This window comes from Hafnia sp. (assembly GCF_036648275.1).
Lineage (GTDB): Bacteria > Pseudomonadota > Gammaproteobacteria > Enterobacterales > Enterobacteriaceae > Hafnia > Hafnia alvei.
Genome location: NZ_JAVXIQ010000009.1, coordinates 128,151 through 150,427, shown reverse-complemented (window position 1 = coordinate 150,427; position 22,277 = coordinate 128,151). Strand labels below are relative to the sequence as shown.

The following is a 22,277-nucleotide window of genomic DNA, read 5'->3' as shown; positions in this document are numbered from 1 at the left end:
TGCCTGTCACGCAGGGGGTCGCGGGTTCGAGCCCCGTCCGTTCCGCCACTTATTTGCAAAAAGCCTGCTAGCAATAGCAGGCTTTTTTGTATTTGCGTTTTGGTAACGCCAAATCAGCGCTAATTCATGCCTAACTTACCTAGCTTTACTCGCCATTTCTCCTACTACAGTTGTTTTTCCTAGTATTAGTCCCTATAACAAGTTAAGTGTTTTAGATTATTTTTGATGTCGTTGTGGAAGGCGTATAATTCTCGAACGATTGTTGAAATGATTGAATGTGTTTTCACTAACAGGCGGCGAAAGTGCGGAAAAAAAATTATGCCATGAGGTATGTGGCGGGTCTTCCTGCTGAGCGAGTATTCCCCGGCGCAATGAATGAGCTGGGGCAAACATTGCCCGTTACTCAATCTCTTCCAACAGATAATGTTCTACGCATTATGGTGTGGAATATTTTTAAGCAGCAGCGTTCAGACTGGCTGTCAGTATTAAAGGAATATGGTCGAAGCTCGCAGCTTGTTCTTTTGCAAGAGGCGCAGACCACGCCTGAATTAGTCAAATTTGCGACAAGCAATTATCTTACCGCCGATCAAGTTCCTGCGTTCTCGTTCCCGCAGCACCCTTCTGGCGTGATGACTTTGGCTGCCGCACACCCGGTTTATTGCTGCCCTCTACGGGAAAAAGAACCGTTAATTCGATTGTCGAAATCTGCGCTAGTCACTGTTTATCCGTTGTTTGACGGACGGTTATTAATGGTCGTGAACATCCATGCTGTAAATTTTAGCTTGGGTGTGGACGTATATAGCAAACAGCTCGATCCGATTGGCGAACAGATAGCTCTACATAAAGGCCCAGTGATCATGGCTGGTGATTTTAACGCTTGGAGCAAACAGCGCATTAATGCGCTACAGAGATTTGCAAGTGGGATGGAGCTACAGGAGGTCAACTTTACCAACGATCGTCGTCGCACGGCCTTTGGACGACCATTAGATTTTGTTTTCTATCGTGGTCTTGGTGTTGTTGAGGCATCGGTGTTAGTTACACAGGCATCTGACCATAACCCGTTATTGGTCGATTTCAAACCTGATTAAATCGTTGAGTTAAAATCCAGCTATAAAAAAAGCGCCTTTCGGCGCTTTTTGCGTTTAACTGATTCTAACTTGCTAACATTAGCTATTGGAGTTAGCTGAGTCTCTTACATACAGCGTTAGCATATCGCCCGGCTGGATTTGACTCGCTTTCGTAATGACGCTGTTCCAACGCATCACATCATTGATGTTTACACCATGACGTTTTGCAATGCTGGCCAGTGAATCGCCTTTACGTACCTTGTAAGTAATGCTGCTGTTATCAGCGATCGACGTGCTGGCGTTATCCGCAACCTGCAATGTCTGACCGGCTTTCAGTTTGCTGTTGCTGCGCAGATTATTCATGCTCAACAACTCTTTCTGACTGATATTTAAACGCTTAGCAATTGCAGAGATCGTATCGCCCGAACGAACTTTATAGCCTGAAACTTTCGCTTTAGACGAGGTGTTCGTTGATGCTAACTGTGCACTGGGCTGGATTGCTGCAATCTCGCCTTCGGCCAGTGAATCTTTAAACTGCTCAACATGTGCTTTTGGCACCATGATGTAGTGCGGGCCATTTGGTGCGGTTACATTCTTTTTGTAACCAGGATTAAATGCCTTAATCTTCGTCAGAGACATGCCCGCCATTTCTGCGGCCTGAGTCAACTGAATCTGTTGCCCTACATCAACTTTTGCCAGAGCACGTTGGTCGTTAGACTGCGGCAGTTTAATGCCATAACGTTTATTATTTTTGATCAGATCGCTCAGTGCTAGCATCTTCGGAACATAGATAGATGTTTCGCGTGGCAATGACAAAGACCAAAAATCAGTCGGCAAACCTTTACGCTTATTCGCTTTGACTGCCTGCATCACACGGCCTTCACCGCTATTGAATGCAGCCACCGTCAATAACCAGTCACCGCCAAACATGCGGTTCATTCGCTGCATCATATCCAATGCGGCGGTGGTAGAGGCGGCAACATCACGTCGACCGTCATACCACTGGTTCTGTTTCAACCCGTAATTGCGCCCCGTCTGAGGAACTATCTGCCAAAGCCCTGCGGCGTTAGCGGATGACGTTGCGTGTGGGTTAAAAGCGCTCTCCACTATGGGTAGTAGTACCAGTTCCATCGGCATTTTACGTTGCTTAATCTGCTCGACTATCCAGTACATATACGGCTCTGCCCGTAATGTTACATCGTGGAGATAGCTCTTATTTTTTAAAAACTTATTTTTTTGTTCGCGGATCCGGCTATTGTCCGGAACCTTCATCTTCAGATCGTCACTAATGAAGCCCCACAAATCTTTCTGCGCAATGTCACTACTACTATCGTTGAGCCATCGCGCGGAGGTCGCTCGAGCGTCCTTTGAGGGCTGTCCTGCTTCACTTCGACTGACTGAAGACAAACTCTGTGCATACTGTTTGGGCTCATTAGCGTGATGGTTTACGCCTTGGCACCCGGCCAGCAACATAGAGGCAAAGATAATTGCTTTAGCCTTCATGTGTGTGTCTACTGGTGATTAAAAGACGAGCAATAATACTTTGCCTAGCCTCAAAACACAACAAAAAGCTTTAGAAGCTGTCTTTCATGTCGCGTAGGCGGGCAAAAACTTGCCAAGTCTTATTTGGTTGATTTTCGAATCCTAAATTTCGTTGTAAATCATTATCATAACAACGTAAAAAAGGATTAATTTCCTTCTCTATTTTGAGTAAAGAAGGCACGCTAGGTTGATGTTTTAACCGTAACTCGTGAACTTGTTTCTGATATGTTTCAATCTCTTTGTTTTCTGGTAAAACGTATCTTGCAAACCTAAGATTTGACTCAGTATATTCATGAGCGCAACAAATTAAGGTGTTATCAGGAAGTTGCGCAATGAGCTGTAAAGAGGCATACATTTGCTCAGGCGTACCTTCAAAAATACGTCCGCAACCCGCTGAAAATAAGGTGTCTCCACAAAATAGGTAGGGGGTAGCATAGTAAGCAATATGTCCGAGAGTATGCCCTGGAACATCCAACACGCTGAAAGTCATACCTAATACGGTAATTTCATCGTGTCCACGAACTTGCTGCGTGCAGCCTTTATTGGCCGTTTCTTGCGGCCCATATACGGGAATATCCAGATAGTGCTGCAAAAGCTCTCCCACGCCGCCTACGTGGTCATTATGATGATGCGTGAGTAGGATGGCTTTAGGAGTAAGCTTATTTTCCGTCAGGTAGTGTAAAGCGGGAGCCGCAACACCGGGATCGACGATCAAACATTCTTGCTGATCGTTGGCGAGCAGCCAAATGTAGTTATCTTGCATTGCAGGGATACTGATAAGATTCATAATCGATAGCTCTCCATTGGGGTATTGCCCCTGTATAGGTGAACGGATGAAACCAGCACAGATAACACGAATGATTTCTCCTCCGTTGTCGTGGAGTGAGATCCCTTGGGGAGAGTATTACCGTGCCGCATTAGAGCAGCAGCTTGCGCCATGGTGGCCGAAGCTATTTGGTTATCATCTTCTTAAAATCGGCACGTTGAGCTCTCAGCTCTCTACCGAAAAATGCGGTATTTCCCATAAGGTTAGCGTGGGCGTGAAAGGCGATAATCTACAGGTGATTGCCGACCCATGCTGTTTGCCCTTTGCCGCCAAATCCGTCGATGCATGCTTGCTTGCGCATACGTTAAGTTTCGCCAGCGATCCTCACCGAATCTTACGTGAGGTTGATCGCGTGCTCGTGGATGACGGTTGGCTTATCTTAACTGGATTTAATCCAACCAGCCTGATTGGCTTAGGTAAGCTTGTTCCCAAACTGCGTAACCGGCTGCCTTATAGCAGCCGAATGTTTAGCATGATGCGAATGCAAGACTGGCTGCAACTCCTAAACTATGAAGTTTTGTATGAGAATCGCAGCCAAATTTTACCGTGGAATCGTCGCGGTGGTTTATTCCTAGGCAAACATTTACCCGTATTGGGCTGCTTAAGTATTATTGTGGCGCGTAAAAGAACCGTTCCTCTCACGCCGACCGCCCTTCGCGAGAGAAGCCAGCGTGCGAGCTGGCGCGGAACAGTCGGGGCGACGAAGAGCTTCCGCAAGCGATCTGACTAACGATTGTCTAACATCTCGCTTTATTTGTTGTCAGGCTGGTAGCCGGTGTCATCTCTGTCGGGCGAGCCTGCGGCTGTACGTGCTAATTCATCGCAGCGCTCGTTCTCCACATGACCGGCATGGCCCTTGATCCACACCCATTCAATTTTATGTGATTGAATCGCGAGGTCGAGGCGTTGCCATAAATCGACATTTTTGACCGGTTTTTTATCCGTTGTTTTCCAGCCACGTTTTTTCCAGTTATGGATCCACTGTGTGATGCCTTGGCGAACGTATTGGCTATCGCTGCACAATACTACTTCGCAGGGATCCTTCAGCGTTTCCAGTGCCACGATGGCCGCCATCAACTCCATGCGGTTGTTGGTGGTTAGGTAATACCCCGCGCTTAGGGTCTTTTCGTGTTGCTTGTAGCGCAATATGGCACCGTAGCCACCGGGGCCGGGGTTTCCTAGGCAAGAACCATCGGTGAAAATCTCAACCTGTTTTAGCATCTCTGGTAGACTACTCCGCAGTCAAAACCCTAAGTCTGACATAAAGTGACATTATGAGCACAGGAATAACTCGACAGATCGTCCTCGATACAGAAACCACCGGTATGAATAAGCTGGGGGTTCACTACGAAGGACATAGAATCATTGAAATTGGTGCGGTTGAGGTCATCAACCGTCGTTTAACGGGGCGTAACTTCCATGTTTACATCAAGCCCGATCGCTTAGTCGATCCAGAGGCTTATGGTGTTCACGGTATCAGCGACGATTTCCTGTTGGATAAACCGACTTTCGCTGATATCGCCGACGAGTTTCTGGAGTTCATCCGCGGTGCTGAGCTTGTTATTCATAATGCACCGTTTGATATCGGGTTTATGGACTATGAGTTCCGTAAGCTCAATCGCGATATTCCGAAGACGGAAACCTTCTGTAAGATCACCGATAGCTTAGTGATGGCGCGCCGCTTGTTCCCCGGCAAGCGCAACAGTTTGGATGCCTTATGCAATCGCTACGAAATAGATAACACCAAGCGAACACTGCACGGCGCATTACTTGACTCCCAAATACTGGCCGACGTCTATTTAACGATGACGGGTGGGCAAACGTCGCTCACATTCTCCATGGAAAGCGAAGGCGAGAAAGCGAGGCCTACAGGCGAAGTTCAAAAGATAATTCGTAAAGCGCATGCGTTAAAAGTGGTGAGAGCCAATGCGGATGAATTAGCTGAGCATGAACATCGGCTTGATTTAGTGCAAAAGAAAGGCGGCAGCTGTTTATGGCGTCCTGAAGCTGAGTAGTTTTTTGCGCGGAATTTGTTGAAAAATAGCCAAAAAGATGAAAAAGCGCTCAGTTGAAATTCTTTGTTAGAAAAACAGTTGACGACTCAGAGCGGTATCCGTATTATCCGCATCGTTCCCACAAGGAACAACGCGGAGCGGTAGTTCAGTTGGTTAGAATACCTGCCTGTCACGCAGGGGGTCGCGGGTTCGAGCCCCGTCCGTTCCGCCACATTCAGAAGCCCTGAGTCAGCAATGACTCAGGGCTTTCGTCTATTTAGCACTCCGCAATCTTAATATTCCCCATCCACCGTAGTTTCCCCCCAAGTAGAAATATGAATTCGGAAAATCCGAACGCCGTCATACTTTTGACATAAAACCGAACGAGATGCTTTTCCTGTCTACACTTTGATCATCAGTACCCAAACGGATGATCTCCCCATGATGACCTTACGCCAGCTTCGCCATTTTATTGCCGTTGCCGAAACCGGCTCGATTTCTGCGGCTGCGCAGACGGTTTTTGTTTCTCAGTCCTCGCTAACGCAGGCTATCCAGTTGCTGGAACAGGAGATTGGCGCCGTATTATTTAAGCGCCACGCGAAGGGAATGGAACTCACCCACCAAGGACATCAGTTTCTACGCCAGTCATATTTGATTCTCGCCACGGTTGAAAATGCCAAGCGCAGCCTGGAGTTGGGCTGCGAGAACCTTAGCGGAACGCTAAAAATTGGCGTAACCAGCCTTGTCGCCGGCTACTTTCTGGTGGATATGCTGACTCGTTTTCGTGCGGCTTATCCTAATGTCACCACCCAACTGGTTGAAGATGAACGCCCCTATATCGAACACTTATTGGTCAACGGCGAGATTGATATCGGGGTGCTTATTTTATCGAACCTCGAAGACCGAGATGCGCTGCAAACCGAAGTGCTGATGCACTCGCCGTATCGTTTATGGCTCCCGCCGCTGCATCCGTTGCTGGAAAACGACAGCATTCGTCTGGCCGACGTAGTGAAAGAACCACTCATTCAGCTCAACACCGATGAGATGGGCAGTCATCTACGCCGCATTTGGGAGAAAGCGAAACTTACGCCGACCATTGCTATGCGCACCGCATCCACCGAGGCCGTTCGCAGCTTGGTTGCGGCGGGAATTGGTGTTGCTTTGCTTCCTGATATGGCCTATCGCCCGTGGTCACTTGAGGGAAATATGATTGAAGCCCGCACGCTAGTCGATACTCCAGAGCCGCTGGATGTGGGATTAGCGTGGCGGCGCGGCAGCGCAAGACCGGAGCTCGTCACCCCGTTTCTGCAAATTGCCCGCGAGAATAGCGGGGCTCGCAAGCTATAACATCTCTATATCCCTATAAAACATCAGGTATCTAAATAATCGAATGCAGCGTTCATAATTTCGTATTTGCCGCTGGCTAGCGGCTGCTCTAGGCTAAAATGAATTAATTTACATTTTAATTACAAATAAATGACATTTTAATAATGTCACTTTTTGCCCTAGAGGAACGCAGCATGAGCAGCGCGACGCAAGGACTTAACACACAGCAATTCATTGATGGTCTGCTGGTCACGGGAGAAGGCCCTGAAGAGCAATTGCTCAATCCGGCCAGCGGTGAGGTTTTGTTGTTGCTCGCCGAAGCTTCAGCCCAGCAGGTCTCAGACGCCGTGGAGTCTGCGCAGCGTGCTTTCCCATCATGGTCTCGCACCATTCCGGCTCGACGCGCTGCCGTATTACTGGCGATTGCTGATGTGATTGAACGTCACGCCACTATGTTTGCCGAACTTGAATCTCTTAACTGCGGCAAGCCCTATCATCAGGCTCTTTCAGACGATATTCCCGCCGCTATTGATACCTTTCGCTATTTCGCCGGAGCCGTACGCTGCCAGCATGGGCAGCTAGGAGGGGAATATCTGGAAGGTCATACTTCGATGATCCGCCGTGATGCTATCGGCGTGGTGGCGTCCATTGCACCATGGAATTACCCCTTGATGATGGCAGCATGGAAAATGGCTCCTGCGCTAGCCGCGGGCAATACCGTCGTCTTCAAACCCTCCGAACACACACCACTTTCCACACTGGCGCTGATCCCTTTATTACACGATATCGTGCCAACGGGCGTGATTAACGTCGTTTATGGGCGCGGCGAAACCGTGGGGAATTATCTGGTGAATCACCCGCTGGTACGCATGGTTTCCCTTACCGGCGACATCGTGACCGGGCAGAAAATCATGCAGGCGGCGGTTAAGAACGTGAAGCGCACGCATTTGGAACTGGGTGGCAAAGCGCCGGTGATCGTATGCGATGACGCTGATTTAGATGAAGTGGTTGCGGGAGTACGCCGCTACGGCTTCTATAACGCCGGGCAGGATTGTACCGCCGCTTGCCGTGTTTACGCCGACCGCAAAATTTATGACGCGCTGGTGGAATCTCTCGGCCACGCAGCCAGCTCTTTACGCTATGCGCGCAGCAACGATAGCGAAAATGAAATGGGCCCTCTAATTAGCGCTAGACAGCGCGATCGCGTGGCGAGTTTTGTGGAACGGGCACTGGGTCATCCGCATATCGAACGGATCACCGGTGCGCAAATGCATTCCGGCCCCGGTTTTTTCTATCCACCCACGATCCTCGCAGGCTGTCAGCAGCAGGATGAAATTGTTCAGCGTGAGGTTTTTGGCCCCGTCGTCAGTATTACGCCAGTTGATTCATTGGAGCAGGCGTTGCAATGGGCGAATGAATCTGAATATGGCCTTGCGTCTTCGGTCTGGACCAAAAATATCGATAGAGCGTGGCAGCTAGCGGCTCAGCTTCAGTACGGAACCACGTGGATCAATACCCACTTCACGCTGGTGAGTGAAATGCCGCACGGCGGTCTTAAGCGCTCTGGTTATGGCAAGGATTTATCCGGTGATGCTTTGCAGGATTACAGCGTTGTGCGCCACATCATGGCAAAAGTAAAAGCGCAGTTTTAAGCACGAATCAAGTGATTACATAACAATGCAGGCAGTCCATCTGCCGCACTAAATAGCAGCACTACACAGACAGGGGATAGCAATGAAAAATACAGTTATCACGGCGCTTTCGGCGCTCTGTATCAGCGGACTGGGTGGGATTGCAACTGCTCAGGCCGATGGACTACCGCAAAAGCTCGGCCCGGCTGAAGGGCAGCTCGATATCATTACATGGCCAGGTTATATCGAACGTGGCCAAAGCGACAAAAACTATGACTGGGTAACCCAGTTTGAAAAAGACACCGGCTGCAAGGTCAATATCAAAACGGCAGCAACCTCCGATGAGATGGTTAGCCTGATGGCTAAAGGCGGCTATGACTTGGTCACCGCGTCTGGCGACGCCTCATTGCGCCTGATTTATGGCAAACGCGTTCAGCCGATCAATCCTGCTTTAATTCCGAACTGGAAAAACCTCGACCCTCGTATGGTCAACGGTCCGTGGTATACCGTTAAAGGCGAAGTTTACGGCACCCCATATCAGTGGGGGCCAAACCTGCTGATGTACAACACCAAAGTATTCCCAAAAGCGCCTGACACGTGGGGTGTGATCTTCGAACCACAAAATCTGCCGGATGGTAAAAGCAACAAAGGGCGTGTACAGGCCTATGACGGCCCAATCTATATCGCCGATGCCGCGCTCTACTTAAAAACCGCCAAGCCTGAGCTAGGGATCAAAGATCCGTATGAGCTGAACGAAACCCAATATCAGGCGGTCCTCGATTTACTTCGCACTCAACATCCGCTGATTCACCGCTATTGGCACGATGCTTCCGTGCAGATGAGTGACTTCAAAAACGAAGGCGTCGCTGCCGGTAGCTCATGGCCATTCCAAGCTAACGGCCTGAAAAACGAAGGCCAGCCAATCAATGCGGTATTCCCGAAAGAGGGCGCGACGGGCTGGGCAGACACCACCATGGTTCACGCACAGGCCAAGCATCTGACTTGCGCCTACAAATGGATGAACTGGCAGCTCACGCCAAAAGTTCAAGGTGACGTCGCCGCATGGTTTGGCTCTCTGCCAGCCGTGCCTGAGGGCTGTAAAGCCAGCACCTTATTAGGTGGCAACGGTTGCGAAGCGAACGGATATAAATTCTTCGACAAAATTGCCTTCTGGAAAACACCGCAGGCCAAGTGCGAAAGCCAAGGTCAGTGTGTGCCGTATAGCCGTTGGACGCAGGACTATATCGCCATCATGGGTGGCAGATAGTGAATGTCTCATTAGGCTACTGCGCTTGATATTTTGAACTAGGGCAGTGCTCAGAATCCTCACGTACTACGTGTACGTTCCGGTTCTTGCGCGCTGTCCATGTTCAAACTCTCTGCGCTCGCTACGCCTACTGAGGCATTCACCAAAATTTTACAGTTTTGTCGGAGAACATAAAAATGAGCGGCTCTGTTGAATTAATTGATGTATCCAAACTCTACGGCGACGTTCATGCGGTCGATCGCGTTTCGTTGACGATTAAAGAGGGCGAGTTTTTTTCTCTGCTCGGGCCTTCAGGTTCGGGAAAAACCACTTGCTTGCGTTTGATTGCGGGCTTTGAGCAGCCAACCAGTGGCTCTATTCGTATCCAAGGCCAAGAGGCCGCCGGACTGCCGCCTTACCAGCGTGATGTGAACACCGTGTTTCAGGACTACGCGCTATTTCCCCACATGAGCGTGCTGGAGAATATTGCCTACGGGCTGATGGTGAAAGGCGTCGCTAAAAATGAGCGCATGAGCCGTGCCCGTGAAGCGCTTAACAGCGTTGCACTGGCTGAGTATGGCGAGCGTAAACCTTCCCAACTCTCCGGTGGTCAGCGTCAGCGTGTGGCTTTGGCGCGTGCGCTGGTGAACCGTCCACGCGTTTTGCTGCTGGATGAACCGCTTGGTGCGCTCGATCTCAAGCTGCGCGAGCAGATGCAAACCGAGCTGAAAAAGCTACAACGTCAGTTGGGTATCACCTTCATTTTTGTTACCCACGATCAAAGCGAAGCGTTATCGATGTCCGATCGTGTGGCGGTATTTAGCAAAGGTCGAATTGAACAGGTCGATACGCCGCAAAAGCTTTATATGCAGCCGGAAACGGCCTTCGTTGCCGAATTCGTCGGTACTTCAAACGTTATTCGTGGCCCATCGGCAGAAACTCTGCTTGGGCAGCCGGGGATCTTCTCAATCCGCCCAGAGCATATTCGTTTTGCGCGTGATGTAGCGAAGCCAGAAGAGATCCACGTTCAGGGCGTTTTACGCGACGTCCATTACCAAGGTGCTGCAACGCGCTATGAAGTGATGATCGACAACGGTGTGCGTTTGTTCGTGAGTCAGGGCAATACGCAGGAGCAGCTTTTACAGCCGGTGCGGAATACCGGTGAACCGGTTCGCCTGTGCTGGGAAAGGAATGCGATGGTGGCGCTGGCGGGAGATCGCTGAGATGGAGATGGGCATGGACTACACCGAAGTTCGTAACCGTCCGGCGCGCCGGTTCTCAACGTTTTTATATCGCCGCCCGACGCTCTATTTACTGCTGTTACTCACGCCGCCGCTGCTGTGGTTTGGGGTGATTTATCTAGGGTCATTGTTCACCTTGCTATGGCAGGGTGCATATACCTTTGATGATTTCACCATGACGGTAACGCCGGATTTCACGCTCGACAACCTCAAGGCGCTGTTCAATCCATCGAATTACGACATCATTGTGCGCACGTTAACAATGGCGATTCTGGTTTCTCTGGCCTGTGGCGTGCTTGCGTTTCCCATCGCGTACTACATGGCGCGTTATACCAGTGGCCGTAGCAAAGCCTTCTTCTACATCGCCATTATGATGCCGATGTGGGCCAGCTATATCGTTAAAGTGTATGCGTGGACGTTGCTGTTAGCGAAAGACGGCGTTGCGCAATGGTTCCTGCATTATATGGGATTAGAGCCAGTGCTGGCGTGGGTGCTGGGGATCCCGGATATTGGCGGCAGTACGCTGTCAACGTCAGGCCTTGGGCGCTTCATGGTGTTTGTTTACATCTGGCTGCCGTTCATGATTTTGCCGATTCAGGCTGCGCTGGAACGTTTGCCGCCAACGCTGTTACAAGCCTCTGCGGATCTCGGTGCGCGTCCGGTTCAAACCTTTCGTCATATTGTGTTGCCTATGGCTATTCCGGGCATTGCCGCAGGATCGATTTTTACCTTCTCGCTCACGCTAGGTGACTTCATTGTGCCGCAGCTGGTGGGGCCTCCTGGTTACTTCATCGGCAGCATGGTATATGCCCAGCAAGGGGCGATTGGCAATATGCCGATGGCCGCGGCCTTTACGCTGGTGCCTATTGTGTTGATTGCTATCTATCTAACCATCGTGAAACGTTTGGGGGCTTTCGATGCGCTCTGATCTCAACGCTGCACCGTGGGGACTCAAAATCGCCGCGTGGGGTGGGTTAGTGTTTCTACACTTCCCTATTTTAATTATTGCTGCCTACGCCTTTAACACCGAGGACTCGGCGTTCAGCTTCCCGCCAAAAGGCTTCACTCTGCACTGGTTTGAGGTTGCAGCGGGACGGCAGGATGTTTGGGATGCTTTATTGCTTTCGGTGCAAATCGCCGCAATGGCAACCACTATCGCGCTCATTCTTGGCACCTTGGCGGCTGCTGCGCTGTATCGCCGTGAGTTTTTTGGCAAGCAGACCATCAGCTTTCTGATCCTGTTACCGATTGCGTTACCCGGCATAGTCACGGGTATTGCGCTGCTCTCGGCGTTTAAAACGCTCAACATGGAACCGGGGATGATGACGATTGTGATTGGTCACGCCACTTTCTGCGTGGTGATTGTATTCAATAACGTCATTGCCCGTTTTCGCCGCACGTCGCACAGCTTGATTGAAGCTTCAATGGATCTGGGCGCCGATGGCTGGCAAACCTTCCGTCACGTGATGCTACCGAGTTTGGCATCCGCCATGCTGGCGGGCGGAATGCTGGCATTCGCTCTGTCATTTGATGAAATCATCGTTACCACCTTCACCGCAGGGCATGAGCGCACGTTGCCGCTGTGGCTGCTAAATCAGCTTAACCGTCCGCGTGATGTTCCCGTCACGAATGTGGTTGCGCTGTGTGTGATGTGCCTGACGGCGATCCCAATCTTAGGCGCGTATTACCTGACGAAAAGCTCAGAAGATGTCGAAGGAGCGGGTAAATAAAAGATACATGACCCCACCTCAACCCTCCCCTTGGCAGGGGAGGGAGCCGAGCTTTTCACTGTGATTATTACGAGCTCGGTCTGCTCCTCCCCCTGAGAAGGGGGAGGTTGGGTGGGGGAAAATGGTGCTCATATTGCTTAGTGATTTACTAACAACCGGCAGCGCTGCGCTGCCACCTCTCTTAATGAAGGATAAAACAATGCATACACAACTGCTGATTAACGGGCGTTTGGTCGAAGGTCAAGGTTCTGCACTGCCTGTGTACAATCCCGCCACGGGGGAGGTTATTGCACATATTGCACAGGCAAGTGCCGCGCAGGTTGATGAGGCGGTGAATGCGGCAGACAAAGCGTTCACCGAATGGGGGCAAACGACGCCGAAAGAGCGTGCCGCGCTGCTGTTGCAGGTCGCTGATGTGATTGAGCAGCAGGGCGAAGTGTTGGCGAAGCTGGAATCGCAAAACTGCGGTAAGCCCTATCAGCGCGTATTGGAAGATGAGATCCCTGCGATTGCCGACGTATTCCGCTTCTTTGCTGGTGCGACCCGCTGCTTAAGCGGCCCCGTTGCCGGTGAGTATCTGCCGGATCACACCTCGATGATCCGCCGCGATCCGGTTGGTGTGATCGCGTCGATCGCACCGTGGAACTACCCGTTGATGATGGCTGCGTGGAAATTAGCGCCCGCGCTGGCGGCAGGCAATACCGTGGTGCTGAAACCATCGGAGCAAACGCCGCTGACCGCTTTCCATCTGTGCCAAACATTGGCCGATTTGTTCCCTGCGGGCGTCGTTAACGTTCTGTTCGGTTTGGGCAAAGACGTGGGTGACGTGCTGACAGGCCACCCAAAAGTACGCATGGTTTCCCTTACCGGCTCTATCGGCACGGGGGCGCATATTATTGAGCACACGGCGTCTACCATTAAACGCACACACATGGAGCTGGGCGGCAAAGCGCCAGTTATCGTGTTTGATGATGCCGATGTGGAAAAAGTGGTCGAAGGCATTCGCATATTTGGTTTCTATAACGCCGGCCAAGACTGTACAGCGGCTTGTCGCCTGTATGTACAGAAATCAATCTATCAAAAAGTGGTGGATGCGCTGGCGCAGACGGTTTCTACGCTTGATATGGGGAATCCAGGCGATGAAAGCACCGAGCTGGGGCCATTAATCACCGAGCAGCACCTGCAACGCGTAGAAGGTTTTGTTGAACGCGCCAAAGCGTTGCCGCATATCACGGTGGCTACCGGTGGCTCGCGCGTCAATGGTCCTGGTTTCTACTTCCAGCCAACCATTTTAGCGGGTGCCAAACAAGACGACGAAATCGTGCAAAAAGAAGTATTTGGACCCGTCATCACCATCACGCCGTTTGATGATGAAGCGCAGGTCTTGGGTTGGGCGAATGATTCCAACTATGGTTTAGCCTCTTCCGTATGGACGCGTGATGTGGGCCGTGCTCACCGCATGAGTGCACGTTTACAATACGGCTGCACTTGGGTGAATACCCACTTCATGCTAGTGAGTGAAATGCCACACGGCGGGCAAAAACTCTCAGGATATGGCAAAGATATGTCGATGTTTGGCCTAGAGGATTACACCGTCGTGCGCCATGTGATGATTAATCACGGGTAATCAGTTTCTCCCTTCATGTCTTCCGCTTTTGGGGAGATATCGCCTAAGCGCTGAATTCATCCTAAACGTGACTCTGCTCCCTCCCCTACGAAGGGGAGGGATAGGGTGGGGTCATATCAACATTTAACCTGAGAATATTTGGTGGCTGACCTATACGTTGTCATCATGTAAAATAATTGTGATTTTCCTTCGATTTCAAATCTTAAAATAAAACTGGGAAGCATTATGAGCATCACAAGACGTGACTTTCTCAATGGGATGGCAATTACCATTGCAGCGGGATTAACACCGTGGCAGGCACTTCGAGCATCTCCTCAGGCTTTAACCCAAAGCCTTTACTATCCGCCAACCTTAACTGGTTTACGCGGCAACCACCCGGGATCGTTTGAAGCTGCTCATTTACTGGGGCGTGAAGGCAAACATTTCGATCCTAAAAGCGCGCCAATTGAAGATCGGTTTGATCTGGTGGTAGTTGGTGCGGGGATCAGCGGTTTAGCGGCGGCCTGTTTTTGGCAACAGCTGCATGGCAAAAATCAGCGCATTCTGTTGCTCGATAACCATGATGATTTTGGTGGGCATGCTAAGCGCAACGAATTCAACGTTGAAGGCAAAACGATACTCGGCTACGGCGGCAGTGAATCTTTCCAATCGCCGCGCACTAACTTTAGCCCTGTCGCAATGGGGCTGCTGAAAACTCTCAACGTTGATATTGAACAGATGGCGAAAGATTTCGATCAGAATTTCTATCCTGATATGAAACTAAGCCGCGGCGTCTATTTTGATCGCAAAAACTTTGGCGTTGATAAAATTGTTAACGGCGATCCCGGACGAGCGGTTGCCGATGATATTGCTCCCGATCGTTTGAACGGCCGTGACATCACCGCGTTCATCAGTGATTTCCCGCTAGCCGAATCCGATCGTCAGGCGCTGATCGCGCTGCACACAGAACAAAAAGATTATCTACCTGAACTCAATACCGATGAAAAAGTGGCTTGGTTAGACAGCCATAGCTACAGCCAATTCCTGCGAGAAAAAGTGGGCCTCAGCGAAATGGCGATCCGCTATTTCCAGCAGCGTACCAACGATTTCCAAGCGGTTGGCATTGACGCGACCTCGTGTAGCGATGCCCGCATCTGCGCATTGCCTGGTCTAGATGGCATGAATTTGCCTCCGCTTGACGCCGAGTCATTGGCCGATCTTGACGAGCCCTATATTTTCCACTTCCCAGATGGTAATGCGGGTTTGGCTCGCCTGATGGTACGTCATTTAATTCCGGCGGTTGCGCCGGGTGACACGATGGAAAGTATCGTGTTAGCGAAGTTTGATTACAGCCAGTTAGATAAACCAGATTCCCCCGTTCGGCTGCGTTTAAACAGCACCGGTGTGCATGTGGCGAATGTGAATGAGCAGGGCAAACCTTCCGTTGATGTGACGTATCTGACGGGCGATAAACTGCATCGTGTTCGGGCTGGGCAGGTGGTGATGGCGGGCTACAACATGATGATCCCGTATCTTGTACCGGAAATGCCTGAAACGCAGGCCGCTGCGCTGAAAGAAAACGTGAAATCGCCGCTGGTGTATTCAAAAGTGGTGATCCGCAACTGGCAGCCATTCGTAAAACTTGGGGTGCATGAAATCTATTCTCCCGCCGCGCCTTATAGCCGCGTGAAGCTAGATTATCCGGTCAACATGGGCGGCTACCAGCATCCACACGATCCTAACCAACCGATCGGGCTGCATATGGTGTATGTCCCCACGCTGCCGGGCAGCGGTCTAAGCCCGCGTGAACAGTCGCGTAAAGGACGAGCGTTGCTCTTAGGTACACCGTTTGAAGTGCATGAAAAAATGATCCGCGAGCAGCTACAGGGCATGTTCGGTGAGGCAGGCTTCGATCATCAGCGTGATATTCAAGCCATTACGGTTAACCGTTGGTCGCACGGCTACTCTTATTTCTTGAACGGGTTGTTCGATGATGAAAAAGAAGCCGAGCAAATTATTCATACCGCACGCCAGCCGATAGGGCGCATCACTATCGCCAACTCGGATTCAGACTGGAGCCCTTACGCGAACTCTGCGGTTGATCAGGCGTGGAGAGCGGTGAATGAGCTAACCGCGATGAACAAGGAGAGCGTATGAAACCGTTACTGATTTTAACGTTGTTAGCTACTAGCGCGGGCGCAAGTGCGATGTCGGCCGGTGAATACGTGGCCAAAGCGGGCGACTGTTCGGCCTGTCATACGTCTCCTCAAGGACAAGCGCTGGCGGGGGGAATGCGCTTCGCAACGCCGTTGGGCGATATTTATGCCACCAATATTACGCCAGATAAAAAATACGGCATCGGTAGCTACAGCTTTGATGATTTTGATAAGGCGATGCGCAAGGGGGTGGCGAAAGATGGTCATCATCTTTACCCCGCCATGCCGTATACCTCTTATGCCAAAATGACGCCTGAGGATATGCGGGCGCTGTATGACTACCTGATGACCGGAGTGAAGCCGCAGGCGGTTGAAAATAAAAAGAGCGATATTCCATGGCCGCTCTCTATGCGTTGGCCTTTAGGTATCTGGAATTCATTGTTCTTACAAGAGGGTATCTATCAGCCGCAGACGGAAAAAGGCGATGAATGGAATCGCGGTGCTTATTTGGTTCAAGGCGCTGGGCATTGCGGTGCCTGCCATACGCCGCGCGGTTGGGCGATGCAGGAACAAGGTATGGATCAGGCGGAGCTGCGCTTCTTGAACGGCGCAGAGCTGGATGGTTGGTATGCGCCTTCTTTACGCGGTCTAAACGTCAGCAAAGATGATTTAGTGGCACTGCTCAAGACCGGCCGCAGCCGTCATGCCGCGCTCAGTGGCCCGATGGGGGAAGTGGTTACGCACAGCTCGCAATACCTGACAGACAGCGATTTAAACGGTATTGCCACTTATCTGCTCAGCTTGGAAGCTTTACCGAGTGATGCGAAACCGACCAAACCGGCGGCGGGTGCGATGCTGTCTGGCGCTCAAACCTATGCCCGCTATTGCTCTACCTGCCATACTCCGAAAGGCGAGGGCGTTGATTTCACCATCCCGCGTCTGGCTGGGAATCTCACGGTGAATGCTGATAATCCGCAAACGCTTATTCGCGTGGTGCTCGACGGCGCGCAAACGCCGGTCACGCAACAGCATATGTCTTACGCGATGCCGGGCTATGGTTGGGCGCTGAACGACCAAGAGGCCGCTGATTTAATGAGTTACCTGCGCGGTAGCTGGGGAAATAAAGCAGAACCCGTGACGGCTGAACAGGTAGGAAAAGTGCGGGCTGAGATTAAGAAGTAATATTGACATAATGCGCGATAGCCCTCCCCTTCGAAGGGGAGGGAACCGGTTTAATAAGAAAAATTAAACTAGCGCGGAAGTTCAAACACCCTCCAACGCCTTCTCGGCATACAAATACCCAATTCCCATAATTTGCTGTGGCCGAGTCAGCTGGCCAAAGCCAATACGCGTGGCGTTTGTCATATTCGGATCGGCGGGATCGAAAGGATTAAACCCCGTTTGACGCATAATGGCACTGAGCCAACGATCGCCAAATCCACAGCTGCGGCCGTAGAAATAGATCCGGTTGATATTCAAAATATTCAAGAAGTTATACAGGCTTAGACCAATGGCGCTTGCCGCACTATCTACCCATGATTGCACCTGCACATCGCCTTGATGATAACGCTCGATAAGCTGTTTGCTGCTGAGTGAATCCCAATCGGTTTGAAGGCTGTTGTGTGGCTGAGATTTCAGCCAAATGCGCGCCCGTTTCTTTAGCGCCGAAAGTGAGGCGACGGTTTCTAAACAGCCGTAGCGGCCACAGTCGCAGGCCACGCCGTCGGGATTCACGATGGTATGCCCAATTTGTCCGCTGCCGTATAGGCTGCCGCGATAAATCTGCTGGTTAATCACAAATGACGAACCGATCCCATAATCCACGTTGATGACGCAAAAATCCTGCTGATTATCCGTATTTTGCCATTTCTCCGCCAACGCCAGCATCACGCAGTCATTGTCGAGTAAAACGCGAGTTTTCAGCTTTTCCTCTAACAGATACTTCATCTCAATATGCTCTTTCCACGGCGCCTGCGGCATATTTTGTGAAACGCCGGTGACAGGATCGACTTGACCGTGAATGGCCAGTGCTAACTGGATCGTGCGCTGTGGGTAAAGCTTTCTTTGCTGATAATAAACCTGCTCAATGGCTGTCAGCAGATCTTGAGGATGGGGGGCTGAAACGGCTGTGAATTGATAATCACCCAAGGGCAAAATCTGACCGTTGACGAGCTGGCTCTCAATACAGTTTGGCGTTACGTTCATGCATAAAATAAGAGCATTACCGGCGGGGATTTGATAGCTCCCACCGCTTAATCCACGGTTGCTGAGCATGCGATCTGAATGCTCTATTTTTCCTTCATCCAGCAGTTCTTCCAGTATTTTGCCAATCGCCGGAATCGATAACCCCGTGTGCTGCGCCAGCATTGATTTGCTGGCGTGCTTGAAGCGATAGATCAACGCCAGCAGTATCCGCTTGTTGAAATGGCGCACCCGCTGATTATTCAATCCCAGATCAAACATTTCACTTAACTCCGTTAACTGTATTGCGTGAGCGTTGCTCACAACGGAAAAGAATCGCTCACATACACTGCAAACATACATCAGTTCACTGTCATTTTTTTACTGGAGATGCGGAAATGTACGGCGACGTCAAAGTTTGGCAAGAAAGTGTGACCTTACCGACCTATCGCACCGGAGCGGAAGATCCCAACCCGATGTTTTTAGAAAAGCGGGTTTACCAAGGATCGTCTGGCGCGGTTTATCCCTATGGTGTGATCGATACGTTAACCGGTGAATGTGAAGATCGTGAGTATCAGGCCGTATGGCTAGAAAACGATTTTATTCGCGTCATGTTGCTGCCCGAGCTGGGTGGGCGAATTCATCGTGCTTACGACAAAGTGATGCAGCGTGATTTCGTCTACTACAACGAAGTGATTAAGCCCGCGCTGGTGGGATTAGTTGGGCCGTGGATCTCCGGCGGAATTGAATTTAACTGGCCTCAGCACCACCGCCCAACGACGTTTATGCCGGTGGATGTGACGATTAGCCAGCAGGATGACGGCAGCAAAACGGTTTGGCTGGGTGAAGTGGAGCCGATGCGCGGTTTGCAGGTTATGACCGGCTTTACGCTGTATCCACAAAAAGCGCTGATCGAAATTAAGGGCAAGGTGTTCAACGGCAACGCCACGCCGCGTCATTTCCTGTGGTGGGCAAACCCTGCGGTGAAAGGAGGCGACGATCACCAAAGCGTGTTCCCGCCGGATGTCACGGCGGTATATGACCACGGCAAGCGTGATGTTTCGGCCTTCCCTATTGCAACCGGCACCTACTATAAAGTGGATTACTCCGCTGGCGTTGATATTTCCCGCTACAAGAATATTCCCGTGCCGACGTCATATATGGCTGATAAGTCAGATTATGATTTTGTTGGCGCATACCATCATGGTGAGCAAGGCGGCCTACTGCATATTGCCGATCACCACGTTTCCCCAGGTAAAAAACAGTGGACGTGGGGTAACTGTGATTTCGGCCTTGCATGGGATCGCAACTTAACCGATCACAACGGCCCTTACATTGAGCTGATGACGGGCGTATTCACCGATAACCAGCCGGACTTCACCTGGCTTGCGCCTTACGAAGAAAAGGTGTTTGTGCAGAACTTTTTGCCTTACAGCCAGCTCGGAACCCTACAGAATGCCAACACGCAGGCCGCGATTAAGCTCGAACGTATTAACGGGGAATTACAGCTTGGGTTATACGCCATTGCTCCGTTGAACGATGTTTCGCTGGTAGTGACGGCCGAAGGTGAAGAAATTTTCCGCCAACCGCTTTCTCTTCAACCGGCGCAAGCATGGCTGCACGCGTTGCCCGATCGTTCGCCGCAGCGTTTAACGCTTTCGCTGGTGGATCGCGATGGCCGCGAAATTATCAGCTATCTCGAGCATATCCCTGAAGAAACACCGCTGCCTCAGGCGGCGACTGCGCCACAAAAACCAGAGCAAATCACCAATACCGACGAACTCTATTTTATCGGCCAACACCTTGAGCAATATCTCCACGCCAGCCGTTCTGCCTTTGATTATTACCGCCGTGCATTGGATATCGATCCTCTCGATTATCGCTGCAACGTTGCGCTGGCAACGCTGGAATTTAACCGCGCTGACTTTGAGCAGGCGGCAAGCTATGCCAATACCGCTCTGCAGCGTGCGCAGCGCTGGAATAAAAATCCGCAGTGCGGTCAGGCAAGCATGCTGCTGGGTTCTGCTCGTGAAAAACTAGACCAAGAAACACAAGCCTATGATGACTATTTCAAAGCCACGTGGAGCGGGAATTGCCGTGATGCAGCGTTTTATGCTTTGGCTCGCTTAGCGTTGCGCAAAGGCGACGCGCAACAAGCCCTGACGTTTATCAATCAGAGCCTGAATTTCAACGGTGCAAACAATTTAGCCATGGGATTAAAAGCACTGGTTTTACAACAGTTGGGAGAGAGCCAACAGGCGCTTGAATATGTTGCTTCTCAGTTGGCTCACTATCCGCTGAGCTATGTCCTGCTGTATGCGCAGTCTGTTTTGAACGGTGACGTGAGTGCATTGACTCAGGTTGCGGGATCTCGAGGAGTGAACGCCTGCGTATTAGCAGGATGGTTGATGGGATTAGGCCGTGAAAAGGATGCCTTGGCACTGCTGAAACTCTTGAACAATCAAGAATCGCTCCCGCTGCTGTATCGTGCGGCATTAACTCAGGACGCAAGTGAGCGAAGCCACTGTTTGCAGCTAGCGCGTGAGAACTTTGCGCTTAAAGTCCGCTTCCCTAACACCTTGGATGATATTGCGGTTCTGCAACGCCTTCCTCAAGACGGGTTTGCTCAATATCTACTGGGCTGTTTCTTCTACAGCAAGCGCAGCTATGCCCGCGCCGAATCCTGTTGGCTGTTTGCGTTACAGCAGATGCCTGATTTTGCCGCACTGCACCGCGTGCTGGGGATTTATGCGTTTAACAAGCAGGGCAATTTGGATCAAGCCGCGGAGTATTTCCAGCGTGCGCTTGACCTTGAGCCTGAAAATCCTCGATTGCTGTTTGAATTCAGTTATCTGCAAAAACTAACGGCGGTTCCGACCGCACATCGCCTGCAATTGTTGGACGATCGCCGTGATGTGGCGCTTAAACGCGACGATCTCACCGCTGAGCTGCTCAGCCTCTATCACATTCATCACAAAGTAGATGCGGCCGCTGAAATTCTGTGGCGCCGCCAATTCCACCCATGGGAAGGCGGCGAAGGCAAAGTCACTGGGCAGTTTTTGATTAACCATCAGCGCCGTGCACTGGCTTTGATGCAGGAGCGCCATTACGCCGAAGCCTATGACGTATTACGTCAGTCGCTGAGCTATCCCGCCAATCTCGGCGAGGGGCGTTTGGTAGGACAAAGTGACAATGATATTTGGTTCTTAATGGCTATCTGCGCCGAGAAAATGGGCGAAAAAGAGCAGTCTCAATCTGCGTTACAACACGCACTTCAGGGCGGTTCTGCGCTGAGCGCTGGACGCTACTACAACGATCAGCCGGTTGATTATCTGTTCTACCAAGCGATGGCGGCCGCGCGTTTAGGTGAAAGAGAGCAGGCTCAGCAGCAGTTCCAATCCATGATCGATTGGGCCAAGCAGCACAGGAATGATTTATCCGAACCTGATTTCTTCGCCGTTTCCCTGCCTGATCTGATTGTTCTCGATGCATCGGCGCAGGAGCAGCATAGCCAACACTGCTTGTGGGTTGAGGCATTAGGGCATTTAGGGCTGGGTGATGAAGCGAGCTTTATACGTCTTACCGATGAGCTGTTAAAACGCAATCCTGCTCATGATAAAGCGCACTTGTTACGTCTAGCAGTACAACACGGCATTTTTAATCACTAAGCCACAACGGGCCACGGTTGTGGCCCACATTTTCATGACTGCGTAAGCCTCTATCCTACAAGG

Annotated in this window: 17 protein-coding genes and 1 tRNA gene; 14 read left to right on the top strand and 4 right to left on the bottom strand. The window is 51.0% G+C overall.

Annotated elements, in window-relative coordinates:
• Positions 1-302: 302 nt before the first annotated feature.
• The gene (locus RSC70_RS10905; protein ID WP_071889959.1) at positions 303-1,088 is read left to right on the top strand and encodes an endonuclease/exonuclease/phosphatase family protein; all 786 of its coding nucleotides are present in this window, start codon (positions 303-305) and stop codon (positions 1,086-1,088) included.
• Positions 1,089-1,166: 78 nt separating this feature from the next.
• Here RSC70_RS10905 and mltD read toward each other — a convergent pair whose 3' ends face one another.
• The gene (gene mltD / locus RSC70_RS10900) at positions 1,167-2,570 is read right to left on the bottom strand and encodes a murein transglycosylase D (RefSeq protein WP_332542402.1); all 1,404 of its coding nucleotides are present in this window, start codon (positions 2,568-2,570) and stop codon (positions 1,167-1,169) included.
• A gap of 70 nt (positions 2,571-2,640) precedes the next feature.
• Positions 2,641-3,396 carry a hydroxyacylglutathione hydrolase gene (gene gloB / locus RSC70_RS10895; protein WP_332542400.1) on the bottom strand — a complete coding sequence of 252 codons (756 nt, stop codon included), beginning with the start codon at positions 3,394-3,396 and terminating at the stop codon, positions 2,641-2,643.
• 46 nt (positions 3,397-3,442) lie between these two features.
• On the opposite strand from gloB, the gene RSC70_RS10890 reads away from it, so the two are divergent.
• Positions 3,443-4,165, top strand: a complete 723-nt coding sequence (locus tag RSC70_RS10890) for a class I SAM-dependent methyltransferase (protein WP_332542399.1) — start codon at positions 3,443-3,445, stop codon at positions 4,163-4,165.
• A 20-nt stretch (positions 4,166-4,185) separates the two neighbouring features.
• Here the strand turns inward: RSC70_RS10890 and rnhA are convergent, their stop codons facing one another.
• A complete protein-coding gene (gene rnhA, locus RSC70_RS10885; protein WP_072307653.1) occupies positions 4,186-4,656 on the bottom strand; it encodes a ribonuclease HI in 471 nt (156 codons plus the stop codon).
• 53 nt (positions 4,657-4,709) lie between these two features.
• On the opposite strand from rnhA, the gene dnaQ reads away from it, so the two are divergent.
• The 11 genes from dnaQ to RSC70_RS10830 all read left to right on the top strand — a co-directional run bounded on the left by dnaQ (position 4,710) and on the right by RSC70_RS10830 (position 17,547).
• Positions 4,710-5,450, top strand: a complete 741-nt coding sequence (gene dnaQ, locus RSC70_RS10880; RefSeq protein WP_040047063.1) for a DNA polymerase III subunit epsilon — start codon at positions 4,710-4,712, stop codon at positions 5,448-5,450.
• A 134-nt stretch (positions 5,451-5,584) separates the two neighbouring features.
• Positions 5,585-5,661, top strand: a tRNA-Asp gene (locus RSC70_RS10875).
• 209 nt (positions 5,662-5,870) lie between these two features.
• The gene (locus RSC70_RS10870) at positions 5,871-6,776 is read left to right on the top strand and encodes a LysR substrate-binding domain-containing protein (RefSeq protein WP_063585805.1); all 906 of its coding nucleotides are present in this window, start codon (positions 5,871-5,873) and stop codon (positions 6,774-6,776) included.
• A gap of 173 nt (positions 6,777-6,949) precedes the next feature.
• Positions 6,950-8,407, top strand: a complete 1,458-nt coding sequence (locus tag RSC70_RS10865) for a gamma-aminobutyraldehyde dehydrogenase (RefSeq protein WP_115103614.1) — start codon at positions 6,950-6,952, stop codon at positions 8,405-8,407.
• 82 nt (positions 8,408-8,489) lie between these two features.
• Positions 8,490-9,653: a putative ABC transporter substrate-binding protein YdcS gene (gene ydcS / locus RSC70_RS10860; RefSeq protein ID WP_040047060.1), complete on the top strand. Its 1,164-nt coding sequence runs from the start codon at positions 8,490-8,492 to the stop codon at positions 9,651-9,653.
• Positions 9,654-9,829: 176 nt separating this feature from the next.
• Positions 9,830-10,855 carry an ABC transporter ATP-binding protein gene (locus tag RSC70_RS10855; protein WP_063585803.1) on the top strand — a complete coding sequence of 342 codons (1,026 nt, stop codon included), beginning with the start codon at positions 9,830-9,832 and terminating at the stop codon, positions 10,853-10,855.
• Positions 10,856-10,868: 13 nt separating this feature from the next.
• Complete coding sequence (locus RSC70_RS10850; RefSeq protein ID WP_410471314.1) at positions 10,869-11,801, top strand: ABC transporter permease; 933 nt, start codon at positions 10,869-10,871, stop codon at positions 11,799-11,801.
• A complete protein-coding gene (locus RSC70_RS10845; protein ID WP_282814560.1) occupies positions 11,791-12,603 on the top strand; it encodes an ABC transporter permease in 813 nt (270 codons plus the stop codon). The genes RSC70_RS10850 and RSC70_RS10845 overlap by 11 nt, the downstream gene beginning before the upstream one ends.
• A 199-nt stretch (positions 12,604-12,802) precedes the next feature.
• The gene (gene patD, locus RSC70_RS10840; RefSeq protein WP_063585802.1) at positions 12,803-14,230 is read left to right on the top strand and encodes an aminobutyraldehyde dehydrogenase; all 1,428 of its coding nucleotides are present in this window, start codon (positions 12,803-12,805) and stop codon (positions 14,228-14,230) included.
• Positions 14,231-14,455: 225 nt separating this feature from the next.
• Positions 14,456-16,366 carry an NAD(P)/FAD-dependent oxidoreductase gene (locus tag RSC70_RS10835; RefSeq protein WP_332542398.1) on the top strand — a complete coding sequence of 637 codons (1,911 nt, stop codon included), beginning with the start codon at positions 14,456-14,458 and terminating at the stop codon, positions 16,364-16,366.
• Positions 16,363-17,547, top strand: coding sequence for a cytochrome c (locus RSC70_RS10830; RefSeq protein ID WP_332542397.1), 1,185 nt, complete (start codon positions 16,363-16,365; stop codon positions 17,545-17,547). The genes RSC70_RS10835 and RSC70_RS10830 overlap by 4 nt, the downstream gene beginning before the upstream one ends.
• An 81-nt stretch (positions 17,548-17,628) precedes the next feature.
• On the opposite strand, the gene RSC70_RS10825 is transcribed toward RSC70_RS10830, so the two are convergent.
• Positions 17,629-18,828, bottom strand: coding sequence for an ROK family protein (locus RSC70_RS10825; protein WP_332542396.1), 1,200 nt, complete (start codon positions 18,826-18,828; stop codon positions 17,629-17,631).
• Between the two features lie 116 nt (positions 18,829-18,944).
• On the opposite strand from RSC70_RS10825, the gene RSC70_RS10820 reads away from it, so the two are divergent.
• A complete protein-coding gene (locus tag RSC70_RS10820) occupies positions 18,945-22,214 on the top strand; it encodes a DUF5107 domain-containing protein (RefSeq protein ID WP_332542395.1) in 3,270 nt (1,089 codons plus the stop codon).
• Positions 22,215-22,277 lie beyond the last annotated feature (63 nt).

Coding starts and splice junctions, on each gene's coding strand:
- mltD (WP_332542402.1), bottom strand. CDS start 2,570: ATGAAGGCTAAAGCAATTATCTTTGCCTCTATGTTGCTGGCCGGGTGC.
- RSC70_RS10835 (WP_332542398.1), top strand. CDS start 14,456: ATGAGCATCACAAGACGTGACTTTCTCAATGGGATGGCAATTACCATT.
- RSC70_RS10830 (WP_332542397.1), top strand. CDS start 16,363: ATGAAACCGTTACTGATTTTAACGTTGTTAGCTACTAGCGCGGGCGCA.
- dnaQ (WP_040047063.1), top strand. CDS start 4,710: ATGAGCACAGGAATAACTCGACAGATCGTCCTCGATACAGAAACCACC.
- ydcS (WP_040047060.1), top strand. CDS start 8,490: ATGAAAAATACAGTTATCACGGCGCTTTCGGCGCTCTGTATCAGCGGA.
- RSC70_RS10825 (WP_332542396.1), bottom strand. CDS start 18,828: ATGTTTGATCTGGGATTGAATAATCAGCGGGTGCGCCATTTCAACAAG.
- RSC70_RS10890 (WP_332542399.1), top strand. CDS start 3,443: ATGAAACCAGCACAGATAACACGAATGATTTCTCCTCCGTTGTCGTGG.
- RSC70_RS10850 (WP_410471314.1), top strand. CDS start 10,869: ATGGACTACACCGAAGTTCGTAACCGTCCGGCGCGCCGGTTCTCAACG.
- RSC70_RS10820 (WP_332542395.1), top strand. CDS start 18,945: ATGTACGGCGACGTCAAAGTTTGGCAAGAAAGTGTGACCTTACCGACC.
- RSC70_RS10845 (WP_282814560.1), top strand. CDS start 11,791: ATGCGCTCTGATCTCAACGCTGCACCGTGGGGACTCAAAATCGCCGCG.
- rnhA (WP_072307653.1), bottom strand. CDS start 4,656: ATGCTAAAACAGGTTGAGATTTTCACCGATGGTTCTTGCCTAGGAAAC.
- RSC70_RS10870 (WP_063585805.1), top strand. CDS start 5,871: ATGATGACCTTACGCCAGCTTCGCCATTTTATTGCCGTTGCCGAAACC.
- RSC70_RS10865 (WP_115103614.1), top strand. CDS start 6,950: ATGAGCAGCGCGACGCAAGGACTTAACACACAGCAATTCATTGATGGT.
- RSC70_RS10855 (WP_063585803.1), top strand. CDS start 9,830: ATGAGCGGCTCTGTTGAATTAATTGATGTATCCAAACTCTACGGCGAC.
- gloB (WP_332542400.1), bottom strand. CDS start 3,396: ATGAATCTTATCAGTATCCCTGCAATGCAAGATAACTACATTTGGCTG.
- patD (WP_063585802.1), top strand. CDS start 12,803: ATGCATACACAACTGCTGATTAACGGGCGTTTGGTCGAAGGTCAAGGT.